This window comes from Halopenitus salinus (assembly GCF_042662125.1).
In the GTDB taxonomy this organism is placed as follows: Archaea; Halobacteriota; Halobacteria; order Halobacteriales; family Haloferacaceae; genus Halopenitus; species Halopenitus salinus.
Genome location: NZ_JBHSXL010000010.1, coordinates 15,807 through 30,793 on the forward strand (window position 1 = coordinate 15,807; position 14,987 = coordinate 30,793).

Consider the following 14,987-nt stretch of genomic DNA (forward strand, 5'->3'; position numbering starts at 1 on the left):
ACCCCGTTTCGATCCGGTTCGCGGGTCGATCGGCGCTCGCGCGCGACACCAGGGCACCCGCCAGACCGAGGGGGAACCAGCAAGATCGAGACGATCGACCGCCACGGGTCGCCACCACGATCTGAGCCACTACCTGGTTTTTTGTCTCCCGAATCGGTGTCTCCACAGGATGCGCTACAGTCGAAGCTATCTGTTCGTCCCGGCCACCGACACGGAGGCGCTCGAGAGAGCGCGGGAAGGGCCTGCTGACGCTATCGTCCTGGACATGGAGGACGCGCTCAAGCCGCCCGCCAAGCCGGACGGGCGCCGGACTGCTCGCGCGGCCCTCGAAGAGCGCTCCCGAGACTCGAAACCACACGTCGTCCGCGTGAACGGTCTCGACACCGAGTGGGGGGTGAGCGACTTGGAGGTACTCCTGTCTACCGAACGGCCGCCGGACGCTCTACTGCTTCCGGACGTCAGGTCCGAGAGCGACGTCGACGTCGTCGACGATCTCGTACGCGAGGCCGGCCACGAGGACGAGACCGGCATCGTTCCCCTCGTCGAACGGCCGGCGGCCGTCTTCCGTGCACACGAAATCGCGCGTGCGAGTCCGCTGATCTCCGCCCTCGCGTTCGGCATGGGCGACCTCCGGCGTCACCTGGGAACCCTGGCCCAGTCCGACGCCGACGTCTCGTTACCGCGTTATCTGGTGTCACTGGCCGCCAGCGCCGTCGACGTCCCAGCCGTCGACACTCCATACCTTCAGCGCGACGACCCGACGGGACTTCGTACGGACACGCGGGAGGGACGTCGCATGGGTTACGACGCGAAGCTCACCTTCTTACCGGATCAGATACCAGAGATAAACGAGCTCTTCACGCCCTCGATCGAGGAGGTCGAACGGTCACGGCACTTCATCGACGCCTTCGAGTCGGCGCCTGACGAGAAGGGAGCGATATACGTCGACGGGACCTTCCTCGACAAACCGGTCGTGGAGGCACACCGAGAGCGGGTGGTTCGCGCCGCGAAACACGGTGTCGACCCGAGCGGGTGACGATCCCCTCCCGCTCCGCCAGAGAAGGGCGATTCGTGCTGGCGGGCGGAGCTTCCGTCGCCTCGTCGCGTCACTCTCGGAGTTCGGAGACGTCGAACACCGGCTTGCAGGTCCGTCCGTCCAGAAACGCCTCGAACGCTTCGTCGGCGTCGAGGAGCGAAAATCGGGAATCGATGAGCCCCTCGGCGTCGACGGTTCCCGACCGGATCATCCGGACCGACCGCTCGAAGTCCTCCCACATCGAGGCGAACGAACACTGGATGTCCAGCTCCGAGCGGACCAGCGGCGAGTAGGCCATCGTGGTCTCGCCGGTCTGTCCGACCAGCACGATTTGACCGCCCTTCCGGACCGCGTCGACGGACATCGGGAGTCCTGACGGGTGACCGGTCGTATCGAACACGACGTCGAAGCCGATTCCGTCGGTGACCTCCTCGCGGAGCGAATCGAGATCCTCGTTCTCGACGTCGACCGTTCGGAAGCCGAAGTCCCGCGCCAGCGGAAGCCGGTGTTCCGCGTCCCGACCCACGCCCGCGACGATCACGTCGCCTCCCTGCGCGGCGGCTATCTGTGCGGTGACCTGCCCGATCGGGCCGGGACCGGCGACCAGCACCGTGTCGCCCGCCCCGACTCGCGAGTTCTCGACGACGGCGCGAGCCCCGATGCTCGTCGGTTCGGTGACGGCGGCGCGTCGCAGGTCGAGTTCGGGTGGAAGCGCGTGGAGCGCCGTCTCCGGAACGGGAACGTACTCGGCGTAGGCGCCGTCGTGGTCGACGCCGGTGACGACGGCGTTCTGACAGACGTGTTCGTCGCCGGACTTACACTGATAACACGAGCCACAGCCGCGTATCGGTCGCTCGACGACCGGGTCACCGACGGAGAACTCCGTGACGTCGGACCCGACGTCGACCACCCGTCCCGAGTATTCGTGACCGATGACGGTCGGCGGTTCCATCCGGTGGTACGCCTCCTTGAACTTGTAGATACCCGCGTCGCTGCCGCACACGCCGGCGTAAGCGACTTCGACGAGCGCCTCGTTCGGTTTCGGCTCCGGTTTCGGGACGTCGACGAGTTCCATCCCACCCTTGTCTCGAGTTGTCTTGGCAAGTGCACGCATACGACTGACGTCTGATTCGATCCTGATAAACGAATGGGCTCTCCCCTCGACTCCGGATGTCGAGTCGCGTCCCCAGCCCGGCGGAGGTCCCTCGTCGGTCCGCCGGCGCTACGCGTTCGTACCGAGCGCCCGGTTGAGCACCAGCAGGACGACGAGCGTCCCGAGCAGGCCGGCAACGAACCCGTAGGCCGTTTTCCACCCGGCGACGTCGACCAGTAGTCCGGTGACGCCGCTCCCGAGCGAACTGACGAGCAACACGACCGTCCGAACGAGACCGAACCCCGTTCCCCGTTCGTCGGGCGCGAGGTTGTCCATGAATCGCGAGTTCATGACGCCGGGCCAGCTGAGGCCCAGCCCCACGAGGATAACGCCGCCGCCGTGGACGAACGGTCCCGTGCCCAACAGGAACGTCGCGTATCCAGCGGCGCCAGCGAGGAACGCACCGCCCAAAACGACGTCGCGGCCGATCGTATCCGAGACCCGACCGAGCGCTGGCGATCCGACGAGCGTGAACGCGAACACCGCGCCGAAGATGACGCTCGCCCGGGACGTGGAGAGGCCCCCGTATTCGACGAGAAACGTGGGGAAAAAGGAGGCGAACGCTTGCCAGGTGAAAAATCCGAGCATCGCGATCGCGGTGGTGAACAGGATGGTCCGGCGAGAGAGGAGGTCCAGGAGTCGGCGCACGTTGAGCTGGTCGCGTATCGAGGCGTCGAGGTTCTCGGGTGACGTGGCGGGCGCCCGCCAGACGAACAGCGCGAGCGCGGCGACCGCGATCGCCGTCGCGGCGAGCGGTCCCGCCCGCCAGTCGAGGCGCGCCGCCAGGTACGCGGCGGCGACGGGAGCCACGAGTCCGCCGGCCGAGGCACCGATCTCGTGAATGCCGAGCGCTCGGCCCGTATTCTGGAACTGATTGGAGAGAAACGCCACCCCGGCGGTGAAGTACAGTCCCGAGGCCGCACCGACGCCAACGGCGAGGATCGCGAACACCGGAAACGTCGGCGACAGTCCGAGCGCGAGGGTCGTGATCCCGGTCGCCCCGATGGCGATCGAGACGACTCGCGTCTCGCCGATCCGGTCGGCTAGCACGCCACCCGGGAACTGGAAGAGGGCGTAGGCGGCCCACATTCCCGAAAACGCCAGTCCCACCTGACCGTTCGAGACCGAGAAGGCGTCGGTGATCTGGGGGACCAGCGGACTCGTGACGAGACGGGCAAACATCGTCACGAAAAACGCCGCCGTCGTCACCCCGAGAATCTCCCGTTCTCGCCATCGACTCATCGCCTCTGACTCCGCCCCGCCACATTATAAAGAGCAAGGAGTCGTGTTGTGGGCGGATGCGTGACGCGAATCGTGTGGTGCGTGGGTTGTACGTCTGTGAGTCGTGCGGAGCGACGATGAACGCGGACGTGAACGGCGCGGTGAACATCCGACGAAAGATAACTCAGAGTCCTCCGACAGAGGGTCTGACTAAATCAAAATAGCGGGGTGACAGATTGCACCGTCACGACTACTCCGGATCGCTGAGGGCAGGTCACGCTCCTTCGCGGCGTCGAAGGCGATCGCGAACCCGCCACGAGAACGATCGAACGCACCGCCGTGACGATACGATCGAGCGAACCGGCACCACGATCTAGACCGAGGTGGGACGTGCACCGCTTCGAATCACCGCCCTGGAAACGGATGTCGACGTCGACGACCCTCGATGCCGTGTCCTCGATCGCACTCGAACGGGCGGACGTTCGAGTGGTCGACGATCCCGGATCCATCGAGGAATCCGATGCGAATCGAAATAGTCGCTTGCTAAGACGTTGTCTCGATCGACGGAAGACGTATATCCGACTCGCTCGTTCCCCTGTTCCAATCAGGAAATGAGCAAGATAAGTGACTCTTTCACCAGCCTTCGCCCCGCTGCTGTGAGATAAGCTAGTTGTATGTGAAGACGAATGTTTGACGCCTGCTTTAACGACATCTGCATTCGAGGATAGAAATAGTTTGATAATTGGTTAGTTTAGTATTTTTAATTTCTAAATACATATTTTATGCTGGTTTGATTCCCGTGTTTCACGCAGTGACATCGTTGGAAGGGCGTCTATAACCACCGTATCTTGTTGTTCAGAACGCGTACGTCGCTGACGAGATGTATTCCGTGGAATTCCTCGAAAATTCATTTACTTCAGGGATTCTCGTCATATTAAACTAAACATGCAGTAAGTGGATTGTAGCGAATAACCGTCGGAATACAGTCATATCCATCATCATTGAGTTCACAATCCCATCGATCACAAGGCAATCTGAACTCGTCCCATCAAACGGCCATCGAGCGGACTTCTGAACCTAGATGTGCTGATGAGTTAACAGCGATAAATATAAAATACATAGATATATAAGATAAAATATAGTAAAGGTAGAATAGCCAGCTCAAGTGGATATTGAGTTTAGTTATTGACTCGGGGATCGCCCTTTCTCCAGAGAAGCCAACTCGAAGCTGTCTTCACATCGATTTTGAAGAGCGACTCGGAACATGAAGCGTTCCAAGACCGTCTTTCCTTACTCTTCGTCTTACATAAATACGATCCCGACTTGATACAAAATCTTTATCATGTATTAGTCTGGAATCTCTTGGTATGCCATTACAGGCGTTATCAAGAATAGCCACTGATATTATTGGTAAGAAAGATGATAGTATTATCCAAATAGCAGGTATTCTTCTGCTACATCTGATGCTAATAACGGGATTAATTCAAATTTTTAATCGCTTTATCGATATTTCTGTCGGTCTGTATTGGGTTGGTGAGATAACACGAACAACGTTGGTGTTTCTCACATTAGTCGCCCTTCCATATCTATTCAAACATAACTTGGATATCTCATTCTTACCAATTCTTGAACGATTCTCCAACGAGACGTATAATGTTCTCATCTTAGTCCGTAACATATTGTTAATTGGATTTCTCGTAATTATGGTTCAGTCCTCGTACCTATCATACTACCAAGTTAACTCGATCACGCTTCCTACAATTAGATGGTTCTACATCCGATGGATATACGCAGTAATGGCCGTATCCTTCGGTGCAACAATCGTCTATGTCATTTCGGATACCTTGGGGAAATTGATCGCGTTAGCATCAACGGATGGAGTCGAAACTGACGCAGGTGATGATCATGTCTAACCTCTTGTTGCTCGCCTTTTTCATTACACTATTGGGATTGTACGCGCTTGGCGTACCGCTCGGTTATGCACTTGGTTCAACGGTTGTTGTTGTGATGTTTCTCCCTATCGGCCCAGAACTCAATTTTGCCATCTTGGCACAGCGAGTCTATGCGGGAATGGACGTGTGGGTACTACTAGCGATTCCGTTTTTCATCTTTGCAGGCCGACTTATGAATGAGGCGGGGATAACTGAAGATCTCTTTGACTTTGCCACTGAACTAGTTGGGACGCTACAAGGGGGACTCGCTCAGGTGAATGTGATTGTAAGCGTAATCTTCTCCGGAATGAGCGGGTCTGCGGTTGCTGATGCAGCTGGCCTTGGCGTGATAGAATATGACGCGATGACGTCACATGGATTTGATGGGAAAGATGCAGTGGGAGTGACCGGATCCTCTGCAATAATTGGACCAATTATCCCCCCCAGTATTCCGGTCGTGATTTACGCTGTACTTGTCGAAGAGTCGATCGGTGCCCTGTTCATGGCAGGTGTGATTCCGGGACTGATGATGGCTATAGCGCTGATGCTGACGATCTATTTCTTGGCCCGGAAACACGACTGGCCACGGGGTGAGCCGATTAATGTTCGAAGACTTTCTGTTTCGTTATTACGAACTATCCCAGGCCTCATAACGCCTGCAATCATCCTCGGCGGAATCATGCTCGGGATCTTCACAGCAACTGAGGCCGCTATTGTTGCCAGTCTATGGGCAATCCTGATCGGTACGTTCTATTATCGTGGCCTAAACGTTCGGACGTATTACAGGGTTTGTCGCGACACATTCGAAGATACAGCGAGTATTATCATTATTCTCGGATTCGCGAATGTCTATGCCTACTGGCTTACGCTTTCAGGAATTCCGGATATCCTCGGAGGAGTCATACTTGGAATCTCTGAGAGTACGGTAATCACACTTCTCTTCTTGACGATACTACTGCTCGTGTTAGGTACGTTCATGGAGACTAACGCGATTCTTCTGATACTCACACCAGTCTTACTGCCGATGTTCCCAACTCTTGGTATCGATCCGATTCACTTTGGAATCGTAATGATAGTCACGTTGATGTATGGTCTTATCACACCGCCTTTCGGTATTATTCTCTTTGTACTTGAACGAGTTACCGATGAAACTCTCACAGATGTAATGAAATCTATGCTGCCATACTACATTCCGCTGGGGATCGTTCTATTATTCATTGTTATATTCCCAGAACTCTCGTTATACGTTCCTCGAGCAACCGGTCTGCTGTGAGGAACGCGCCATTTTGAAAAGAAATTGTGTCAATTATTATATTTAGGCGAGGAGGATATTCCATAAATACTTTTATGACTAGATATAATCGCTATTCGCATGGATATCAATGGGGTCATCCCACCCATGGTTACGCCTGTCGAAGATCGCTCAGGAACAATCGCCATAGATGAATTACGACAATTAACCAATCGGCTTGTGAAAAATGGGGTACACGGTTTGTTCCCATGTGGGACGACCGGAGAGTTTTCGAGTCTATCACGATCGGACCGATCCACAATAATCCAAACCGTATCAAATTCAGCAGATTCTGTGCCAGTATTAGCGGGATGTGGTGGGACAAGTCGTTCAGAGGTACTTTCCCTAATTGATGATGCTGAGAAGGCTGGTGCAGATGCTGCAGTCATCGTCCTCCCGTATTACTTACCTGGCTCTCCAGAGGGTTTTGAGGAGTTTTATTCCAACATAGCAGACGACTCATCACTCCCCATCATCCTCTATCATATCCCGTCTCGAACAGGGCAAGAACTCCCCGTGGCAACTGTTCAAGCGCTCGCAGAACATCCAGCTATACACGGAATTAAGGACTCTAGTGGTGATGTCGGATATCTCTATGAGCTTGTTCGTTCGACTCCGGAGTCATTTTCTGTTCTCCAAGGGGGGGTTATCGATTCACCTACTGTCTTTCGTTTGGGAATTGACGGAATCGTTCCAGGTGAGGCAAATTACATGCCGTCGACCCTCGTCAACGTATACAGTTCATTCGTAGACAACAATGACGAAGCAATGATGGACGCACTACGATCCACTATTGAGATCGGACGTTCCTTTAGGGAAATTCCGCTTATTCCCGGTATAAAGTATCTGACAACCTATTCTGGAATTGATGTTGGACCTTCTCTTCCTCCCCTCCCAACGCTCAATGAGGAGATGAAGCGAGAACTTCGCGTGCGTTTTGACGAGTCAATGGGGTAGCCACAAGATCAGCATCAGAGAATTCTCTTTTAGACTAGTCGTGATCTAGACCACAGTTCCTCTCACATCATATCCGCCCGTGAAAATAGATATTGAAAAACCGATCCAGTCCCTCGATATTCAGGTTCGGAGCCTACAGATCCTGGATCTCCTGGAAGTCAACAGCCCATTCCTCGGAAGATAATTCCTCAAGGTAGGGTTGTCCTGCTTCTACAAACGCCTCCCGGTCAACCTCATCTGCACGAATTATGGTAGTACCTTCATCACGAGCCGCATCATACTCGTCCTCTTCCTGTTCACGGATGCTATCTGTTACATCATCGGCCGCCTCTTCTATCACGGATTCCATGTAGTCTCTGTCGTCTGTAGAGAGACCCTGATAGAATTCCTCATTCATGATGAAGTGGTGCATACTCAACAGATGGTTCGTCTCTGAGAAATGACTTTGAACCTCATAGAGGCTCGTCGACATGAACTGCGTTATTGGCCCCTCCGAGGAGTCTGCAACACCGGTCTCCAATGCCGAATAGAGCTCGTCGAATGGAACCGGGGTAACATCAACGCCAATCTCTTCCCAAACGCCGACCCACGAGTCGAACTGGGGAAGCCTCATCTTCAATCCCTGAACGTCTTCTGGTGAGGTAACCGACTTATTAGCCGTGACTCCCCGATTTCCCCATCGGTAGCCTTTGAACATTCGGAGACCATTGTTCAAGAGCTCTCCATTGAGCCCGTCCTCGGTCAACAAGAATTCCTCTTCGACACTACGATAATGTTCGATATCCCTGATGACAAAGGGGTCGCCCGCAAACGTATACGATGGGGCAAATCGTGTTGCAGTCGCCTCAGGACTCTCGATAACCATATCGGTCGTTCCCGAAACTGTAGCGTCAAGAACTTCCTCGGCGCCGCCTATTGTGCCTGCTTCCAGGTTAAACGAGATACGACCGTCAGTCTCATTTTCAATACGATCGATAAATTCCGATTGAATGGTCTGAACAATCGTGCTCTCTGGCCCGTTAGCCGAAGCAAGGGTGATCTCGACATCTTCTTCGCTATCTCCGTTACCACCATTACCGCCGTTACCACCATTCCCTCCGTTACCACCATTTCCATTCCCATTTCCACCCATGCATCCAGCAGTACCTACCGTACCAACTGTAAGTGCAACGCCACTCTTTTTCAGTAGTTCTCTGCGCTCAACCGGCCCATTATTCCAGGACATACGTGCTATTGAGGATACTAATTATTAATAAATGTTTTGGATATTTTGTTGTGGGCATATCTCTAAAATTGAGCATCTTTGTGGTACACAAATCTGTGGAAATCCAGTAGCGAGCAGCTTCGAGTTAGTCAATATCATTGAAGATAGTTTATTAGGGGAAAAGTACTCTTAGAAGCCGTGTAATCTGGATATCTAGATTAAATTGCGAATATTCCTGGTCAATTATATTGACTACACTCAAAGATCAGATCCATGGGCATTACATACGTACGTTTGTGATTTTGAGTAATGAAGGTACAATCACACTAGATGGTTTGATCGTGTCTTGGGGTCGCGGTAAGTTAGGGATTGAGGCGTCCGAATTAGAGTTCTATCGCGGAGATCGAACGCCCTTGGAAGGTATCGCGTGGATTGACTTGTCGTTTAGAGGGCGAGTTCGAACTCCACACCGGACGATTAAGAAAAGAATTCGCTGTCATTTGACTAGTATGTCACTTCGAGAGATAAATAAATTTCTTGAGTGATATCGGTCGATCTGAGTCCCATTGCTATTCGAAACTAGGTTCATAAAGTCGATCTATAGCTGCTCTTGATCGTCTCGGAGGATCAACTCGCGGTTGACGAAAAGATGCTCCGACTCCATGGTCCGCAGTTCTAGCTGGACGGCAAAGTTTATCCGGATAGGAACGAAATCCTTCACGTTAACCTCTCTGCCACCACAAATGAAAAACTGACGCGATGGTTTCTGACTGAGCTACACTAGCACTACTAGCTCAATACCGTGACGTTCCTCATCGATAATGGAAGCTATCATGAATTAATTCTTGCTGAAGACAATTATCCATTTCAAGTTATTCAGCATGGAAATTGGATTGCCATCGAACATATCTTATAAAAAATAGAACGGCGAACATCATCGTTCACAAATAGTTTTAGCAATGTCGTGCTAGAGACAGCTTAAAACAGGCTTGAATCTGTCGCCATCTATCATAATCCACGCCAAAGTTAACGTGAACTGTCTTAGATGAGACATGACCTAATTACTCAGGTATGCTCAATTTTGAGTTCGATCACATTGGCTGTATTTTGTAATTTTTGCGCCATCTCTTTTTGCACGTCAGTATTTGAGATTTTGGTGGAAGGCATCGAAATGCTAACAGCTCCGATAACACCATTCTCACTGTCAGTGATTGCAACTCCAATACAACCCAGACCTTCCTCTCCCTCGTCTAATTCAAGTGCGTACCCACGCTCTCGGGTTTTTCTCAATTCGTCATGGAGCTGATCCCTATCTGAAATCGTGTTCTGCGTTAGCTTTCTCATGCCATGTCGATCAATGATATTGTTCACGTCTTCTGGGGTTCGTTGAGCTAAAATAGCTTTCCCGTAAGCGGGTTGATGAAGGTATCCGTACTTCCCCATTGGTTCAAGATTTATCGCAGCATCTTGACCTTTTGAAATGTAGATTACAACACCACGGCCACGTTCTTCAATTGCAAGATTAACCAGCTCTCCGGTTTGTTGGGCCAACTCATCTACTTTCGGCCGTCCATGACGATAAAGTGGCAAACGATGTCTCATTTGTCCACCGAGCTGTAGAAATCTAAAGGAAGGTCGATAATCATCGCCATATTTCGTGACATATCCACGCTGAACAAGGGTCTGTAGATGAATATACACGGTACTTTTTGGAATATCTAGACATTCCGAAAGCTCAGTTAAACCCGCACTCTCCAGCTCAACTAGCTGTTCAATAATATCGAAACTCCTTTCGATAGATTGGAGACTATTTTTTGAATTCTTGGTCATAGTACTACAATTTCAGTTGTATATAATATATAGATGGTGGTTGATGACTATCGGACGGAAGTGTAGTATTCAATTTTTCGAATAATGCCAATTTTCAACGGTGCTGTTGACATATGTTGTTACAAGTTTAATCATCAATAGCGCACGGTGACTATTTGGTAGTGGTAATACACACATCACACAAAACGAAATGGCTGTACTAGACGACCTCTCGGGATTCGAATTAGAGGATCTGATGGAGGACGTATTCCGGAATCTCGGCTACGAAAACGTCCGACAGGCCGAGAAAACGGCAGACGAAGGGCGAGATGTGATGATGGAGGAGGTCGTCGACGGCACCCGCCGGGGGATAGTCGTAGAGTGCAAGCACACGGAAACGGTCGGACGACCAGTCGTCCAGAAGCTCCACTCGGCGATCGCGACGTTCGACTTCGACGGGCCAAAGCGCGGAATGGTCGTTACTACGGGACGGTTCACCAATCCTGCCGAGGAGTACGCTGAACGACTCCAACAGAACGGTGATCCCTATCCTATCGACCTAATCGACGGCGAGGACTTTCGAGAGCTCGCCGACGAGATCGGTCTCGATCTCTACAACGGGGGGATCGAGATCCTCTGTAACGAGACGCTGCGACCGTATGATCCGGCCACGGACATCGACGCACCCGTCAGAGAGGCGTTCTAGGACGTCGAGAACATTGAGGCAACGGACCTCCCAGCACCACACTCACAAGTCACGTTTCGTCCGATAGTCCCGCGATCACCGCGGACACGAACACCGTCTTCGAGACGTCGGTGGGCGTCATCCACCAGGTCACCACACGCTTCACGCCGAGTTCCAGCAGGCGATTGACGGTCCGTTTCGAGGCCGGGCGGACCTCGTCGGAGATAGTGATCGCGTGCAGGAAGCCGTCGAGACGGTTCGATCGAGGGCCGTCGATGCGGACGTCCCCGTTGCGGGTCTCGGGTTCGGGATGGACGACGTCAACGAAAAAGCGACGAACGGCTACCAGATGCTGAACCTCGGGAGCACGACCGGGGCGCTCGAGCAGACCGTCACGAGCTGGTTCGATGCCTCCGAACGGAACGGCGCGTGAATTTCGTGCTGTTCCGCCTGTCGGTGTACCGTTGACGCCGCCCGAAGCGTGGAGACGTCGGCGTCACATCGACGGCGCGTGACGGACGTCGCGGACGCGATCCTCGAGGGCCGGGACGGATCCGGTGGCGAGTGGAGCCGGAACGGATCCGGCGGCTCTGGGGAGACGCGATCGACGGGCAACGTCACCGCCCCCGCTACGCGTCACTCCTCGATCCGGTCGGCGTTGGAGGATTCACACTCCGGACAGCTGAACCAGTAGGAATCGAGGTCGGCCTCGGACTCGAACTCCGTTCCACAGTCCCCACAGCGGTAGGTCGGTGTGTCGTCCTCGACGCCTATCGCGTCCTTGACGGTGTCGATCACGGACATCAACGGACACTGGCGGCGGGAGACGCTTATGACCGGCGCGAGACTACGTCAGTCGAACAGCTAGTGACCCGTGATGCCGAAATATCGCCGTATCGACGTCGAAGACGCGGAGATCGTCACTTCACTGCGTGAAGGCCTCGTCCTCGAGGGGGTCGTGTCGGAGTTCGATGTTCACCTCGAACCCGGTCTCGATCAGCTCGAAGGTGACGCGTTCCAGCGAGGCCTGGTACACCTTCCGGTGGTTCCCCTCCGCGTCGATCTCGGTCTCTTCGCGCACCAGGTTGTGCTCCTGGCAGACGTTGAGGCGCCGATAGACGGTGGGCTGTGAGACCGACAGGTGATCGGCAAGCTCCCCCGCGGACTTCGGCTCGGTGTTCGTCAGCGCGAGGATCTTGCGTACCTCCTCGCTGCCGAGCATCTCGAAGACCGTCTCCGGGTCCCACTCGGAGGTCACACCGACACATCGGTCCCCCAGTATAAATGTCGTTCCGTCATCGAACCACCGGACAGGCATCCGGGGATCCTCACCTCTCGTCTTTCGTCCCCACGCCCTCGCGCACCTTCACGGCCATGCCCGTCTCGAACGCGCGCATCTCGACGGCGGCCAGCTCCGCGCGCCCGACCGCCAACAGCTCGTCGTCGGGCGTCACCACGAGCACCTCGTCTCCGGGACGCACCGCGTCGTCGACGGCCTGGACGAACTTCGCGAACGCGTTGCGCCCGTCGCGTACGAAGGGCTCGCTCTCCTCGCCGACGGTCACGCGATACGCCGGCGGATCGAGCGCCTCCCGGAGCCGACGGCCGCCCGCTATCCCGAGGGTGAACCGGCCGTCCGTCCCGTAGGAGACGAGCCGCTCGCCCTCATCGCCGCCCGTGGGGTCGACGTCGCCGGCGAGCACCTGCCTGGGACGTCCGCCGCTCGATCGCCGGATCGAGAGCGGCTCGTCGTCCGGAAATAGCGCCGCGCCCGCGCCCGCGCCGAACTGGTAGTCGGCGCTCACGCGAAGGTCCGGAATTCCCGTCGTGTCGCTCATGAAAGGCGCTTGGACGACGAGGCGGATAAGTGCGGCCGATCGACGACGCGTTCCACCCCGAAGGTCTCCGGATCCGACGGGTTCTTTGTGGACCGTAGGACAGATCCGTCACCGAGTTCAAATGGCCCTGCTCCCGCCGTCGATCCGACCGTCCAGCCGTCCAACGGGGGAGTCGGCGTGAACGCGAACGACCGGTCCATCACGGGGTTCGTGATGGTTGCACACGGGCTGGTACACACCTACGAGCTCTCCGTGCCGATCTTGATGACGGTCTGGCTGCTCGAGTTCTCGGTCACGGCCGCCGTGCTCGGCGTCGTGGTCACGGTCGGGTACGGCCTCTTCGGAATTGGCGCGCTCCCCGGCGGGCTGCTCGTCGACCGCTACGGCTCCCGCCGGCTGATCGTGGCCTGTCTGTTCGGGATGGGGATCGCCTTCCTCTCGTTGAGCCTCGTTCCCCACGTCGCGACGATCGCGATCGCGCTCGGCCTCTGGGGCGCCGCCGCCAGCGTCTACCACCCGGCCGGCCTCGCGCTCATCAGCAACGGGATCGACCCGGACGCCCGCGGCACGGTCTTTGCCTACCACGGCATGGCGGGCAACGCCGGGATCGCCTTCGGCCCGCTCGCGACCGCGCTGCTGCTGCTCGTCGCCGACTGGCGGGCCGCCGTCGTCGTGCTCGGCGCCCTCTCCATCGTCGCCGCGCTCGTCGGGCTCTCGATCGACTTCGACGAGACGGCGGGACTGACCGACGCCGAGGACGAAGAGGTCGAGGGCCCGGACGCGGACGGGGAGATCCGCTCGCTCGCCGACCTCATCGAGGGAACGCGCGCGGTCTTCACGGCCGGCTTCGCGCTCGTCTTCCTCGTCGTGATGTTCAACGGGCTGTTCTACCGCGGGATGTTGACGTTCCTGCCCGAGCTGTTGAACGACTTTCTCGTTGCGATCGTCGGCGACGTCCGCCCGGGCGTCTTCGATCCCGACAGCGCGCTCGCCGAGGAGTTCGACCTCGCCCGGTACGTCTACGTCGGGCTGTTGACCGTGGGGATCGCCGGCCAGTACGTCGGCGGACGCCTCACCGACCGGATCGAGCCCGAGCGGGGGCTCGTTGCGATGCTGCTCGTCCTCACGACCATCGCGCTCGCGTTCGTGCCCGCCTCGCGTGCGGGGCTCGGCCCGCTTCTCGCGATCGGCGGCGCGCTCGGGTTCGCGCTGTTCGCGATGCAGCCGCTCACCCAGGCGACGATCGCGGCCTACTCGCCGCCGGAGTCGCGGGGACTTTCCTTCGGATTCACCTACCTCGGCATCTTCGGCATCGGCGCGCTCGGGGCGACCGTCGTCGGCGTCGTGTTGACCTACGCGGACTCCGAATTCGCCGTCTTCCTCGCGCTCGCCGGGTTCACGATCACCGCCTGCGCGCTCGCGAGCGTCCTCGTCTCTCGCGATCTGCGGCCGTGAGGAGGACGCGCGCGGAACGGGCGATCGGGGAGCGCAGCCACTCCTCCCTCACTGCGGGAGTTCCGCGAGCTTCAGCCGCAGCCATCCGAACGCCACGAACAGCACGAGCCCGAGCGGGACGCCGACGACGAGCCCCCCGAGGAACCGTCCGATCGACAGTCCGAGCGCCATGCCGAGCACGAACGGAAGCGCGAGCCGCTCCACGAGTTCGTTCGGCGGAAGCGTGATCGGCCCCCGATCTGTCCCCTTCGCGCCAGCCGTCTCGTCGTCATCCATACGCCCCCTCCACGTTCCGGCGTAACAGGTGTTTGGACTGGCGTCGACGAGTGTCTCCGCGGCGAATTCGCTTATCCGCAGTACGTCCCACCACAATTCATATAATGTATGATCTGCGTATATTCACTGAA

Annotated in this window: 13 protein-coding genes and 4 pseudogenes; 9 read left to right on the forward strand and 8 right to left on the reverse strand. The window is 56.2% G+C overall.

All coding sequences use genetic code 11. From position 1 onward, the window contains the following. Positions 1-169 precede the first annotated feature (169 nt). Complete coding sequence (locus ACFQE9_RS13445; protein WP_379745698.1) at positions 170-1,036, forward strand: HpcH/HpaI aldolase/citrate lyase family protein; 867 nt, start codon at positions 170-172, stop codon at positions 1,034-1,036. Positions 1,037-1,106: 70 nt separating this feature from the next. Here ACFQE9_RS13445 and ACFQE9_RS13450 read toward each other — a convergent pair whose 3' ends face one another. Together ACFQE9_RS13450 and ACFQE9_RS13455 are read right to left on the reverse strand one after the other, a co-directional pair. Further along, positions 1,107-2,150 carry a zinc-dependent alcohol dehydrogenase gene (locus ACFQE9_RS13450; protein ID WP_379745701.1) on the reverse strand — a complete coding sequence of 348 codons (1,044 nt, stop codon included), beginning with the start codon at positions 2,148-2,150 and terminating at the stop codon, positions 1,107-1,109. A 108-nt stretch (positions 2,151-2,258) separates the two neighbouring features. After that, positions 2,259-3,431: an MFS transporter gene (locus ACFQE9_RS13455; RefSeq protein WP_379745704.1), complete on the reverse strand. Its 1,173-nt coding sequence runs from the start codon at positions 3,429-3,431 to the stop codon at positions 2,259-2,261. 41 nt (positions 3,432-3,472) lie between these two features. On the opposite strand from ACFQE9_RS13455, the pseudogene ACFQE9_RS13460 reads away from it, so the two are divergent. The 4 genes and pseudogenes from ACFQE9_RS13460 to ACFQE9_RS13475 all read left to right on the forward strand — a co-directional run. Further along, positions 3,473-3,634, forward strand: a pseudogene (locus ACFQE9_RS13460) (zinc ribbon domain-containing protein); the annotation flags it as partial. A gap of 1,143 nt (positions 3,635-4,777) precedes the next feature. Continuing rightward, positions 4,778-5,323: a TRAP transporter small permease gene (locus ACFQE9_RS13465; RefSeq protein ID WP_379745707.1), complete on the forward strand. Its 546-nt coding sequence runs from the start codon at positions 4,778-4,780 to the stop codon at positions 5,321-5,323. Next, positions 5,316-6,614 (forward strand): TRAP transporter large permease, encoded by a 1,299-nt coding sequence (locus ACFQE9_RS13470; RefSeq protein ID WP_379745710.1) that lies wholly within the window; start codon positions 5,316-5,318, stop codon positions 6,612-6,614. Before ACFQE9_RS13465 ends, ACFQE9_RS13470 begins: the two co-directional genes overlap by 8 nt. Before the next feature lie 99 nt (positions 6,615-6,713). After that, positions 6,714-7,589 carry a dihydrodipicolinate synthase family protein gene (locus ACFQE9_RS13475; protein WP_379745713.1) on the forward strand — a complete coding sequence of 292 codons (876 nt, stop codon included), beginning with the start codon at positions 6,714-6,716 and terminating at the stop codon, positions 7,587-7,589. A 133-nt stretch (positions 7,590-7,722) separates the two neighbouring features. On the opposite strand, the gene ACFQE9_RS13480 is transcribed toward ACFQE9_RS13475, so the two are convergent. After that, positions 7,723-8,814, reverse strand: coding sequence for a TRAP transporter substrate-binding protein (locus tag ACFQE9_RS13480; protein WP_379745716.1), 1,092 nt, complete (start codon positions 8,812-8,814; stop codon positions 7,723-7,725). Between the two features lie 372 nt (positions 8,815-9,186). Here ACFQE9_RS13480 and ACFQE9_RS15275 point away from each other — a divergent pair. Beyond that, positions 9,187-9,775: pseudogene (locus tag ACFQE9_RS15275) on the forward strand (IS6 family transposase). Between the two features lie 83 nt (positions 9,776-9,858). On the opposite strand, the gene ACFQE9_RS13485 reads toward ACFQE9_RS15275, so the two are convergent. Further along, the gene (locus ACFQE9_RS13485) at positions 9,859-10,623 is read right to left on the reverse strand and encodes an IclR family transcriptional regulator (protein WP_379745718.1); all 765 of its coding nucleotides are present in this window, start codon (positions 10,621-10,623) and stop codon (positions 9,859-9,861) included. Between the two features lie 190 nt (positions 10,624-10,813). On the opposite strand from ACFQE9_RS13485, the pseudogene ACFQE9_RS13490 reads away from it, so the two are divergent. Both ACFQE9_RS13490 and ACFQE9_RS13495 read left to right on the forward strand, forming a co-directional pair. Continuing rightward, positions 10,814-11,448: pseudogene (locus ACFQE9_RS13490) on the forward strand (restriction endonuclease); the annotation flags it as partial. Positions 11,449-11,510: 62 nt separating this feature from the next. After that, positions 11,511-11,720, forward strand: a pseudogene (locus ACFQE9_RS13495) (HpcH/HpaI aldolase family protein); the annotation flags it as partial. 203 nt (positions 11,721-11,923) lie between these two features. Here ACFQE9_RS13495 and ACFQE9_RS13500 read toward each other — a convergent pair. From ACFQE9_RS13500 to ACFQE9_RS13510, 3 genes are all read right to left on the reverse strand, one after another. Further along, entirely contained in the window at positions 11,924-12,091 is a 168-nt protein-coding gene (locus ACFQE9_RS13500; RefSeq protein WP_379745721.1) for an FmdB family zinc ribbon protein, read from the reverse strand. Between the two features lie 121 nt (positions 12,092-12,212). Beyond that, on the reverse strand, positions 12,213-12,545 hold the full coding sequence (locus ACFQE9_RS13505) for an ArsR/SmtB family transcription factor (RefSeq protein WP_379745724.1): 333 nt from the start codon (positions 12,543-12,545) through the stop codon (positions 12,213-12,215). Between the two features lie 70 nt (positions 12,546-12,615). Further along, entirely contained in the window at positions 12,616-13,125 is a 510-nt protein-coding gene (locus tag ACFQE9_RS13510) for a PUA domain-containing protein (protein ID WP_379745726.1), read from the reverse strand. A 177-nt stretch (positions 13,126-13,302) separates the two neighbouring features. Between ACFQE9_RS13510 and ACFQE9_RS13515 the strand changes: the two genes are divergently transcribed. After that, positions 13,303-14,580, forward strand: coding sequence for an MFS transporter (locus ACFQE9_RS13515; RefSeq protein ID WP_379745729.1), 1,278 nt, complete (start codon positions 13,303-13,305; stop codon positions 14,578-14,580). A 48-nt stretch (positions 14,581-14,628) separates the two neighbouring features. Here ACFQE9_RS13515 and ACFQE9_RS13520 read toward each other — a convergent pair whose 3' ends face one another. Next, the gene (locus ACFQE9_RS13520; RefSeq protein WP_379745731.1) at positions 14,629-14,856 is read right to left on the reverse strand and encodes a hypothetical protein; all 228 of its coding nucleotides are present in this window, start codon (positions 14,854-14,856) and stop codon (positions 14,629-14,631) included. Positions 14,857-14,987 lie beyond the last annotated feature (131 nt).

Coding starts and splice junctions, on each gene's coding strand:
- ACFQE9_RS13445 (WP_379745698.1), top strand. CDS start 170: ATGCGCTACAGTCGAAGCTATCTGTTCGTCCCGGCCACCGACACGGAG.
- ACFQE9_RS13470 (WP_379745710.1), top strand. CDS start 5,316: ATGTCTAACCTCTTGTTGCTCGCCTTTTTCATTACACTATTGGGATTG.
- ACFQE9_RS13520 (WP_379745731.1), bottom strand. CDS start 14,856: ATGGATGACGACGAGACGGCTGGCGCGAAGGGGACAGATCGGGGGCCG.
- ACFQE9_RS13465 (WP_379745707.1), top strand. CDS start 4,778: ATGCCATTACAGGCGTTATCAAGAATAGCCACTGATATTATTGGTAAG.
- ACFQE9_RS13475 (WP_379745713.1), top strand. CDS start 6,714: ATGGATATCAATGGGGTCATCCCACCCATGGTTACGCCTGTCGAAGAT.
- ACFQE9_RS13450 (WP_379745701.1), bottom strand. CDS start 2,150: ATGCGTGCACTTGCCAAGACAACTCGAGACAAGGGTGGGATGGAACTC.
- ACFQE9_RS13510 (WP_379745726.1), bottom strand. CDS start 13,125: ATGAGCGACACGACGGGAATTCCGGACCTTCGCGTGAGCGCCGACTAC.
- ACFQE9_RS13455 (WP_379745704.1), bottom strand. CDS start 3,431: ATGAGTCGATGGCGAGAACGGGAGATTCTCGGGGTGACGACGGCGGCG.
- ACFQE9_RS13485 (WP_379745718.1), bottom strand. CDS start 10,623: ATGACCAAGAATTCAAAAAATAGTCTCCAATCTATCGAAAGGAGTTTC.
- ACFQE9_RS13480 (WP_379745716.1), bottom strand. CDS start 8,814: ATGTCCTGGAATAATGGGCCGGTTGAGCGCAGAGAACTACTGAAAAAG.
- ACFQE9_RS13500 (WP_379745721.1), bottom strand. CDS start 12,091: ATGTCCGTGATCGACACCGTCAAGGACGCGATAGGCGTCGAGGACGAC.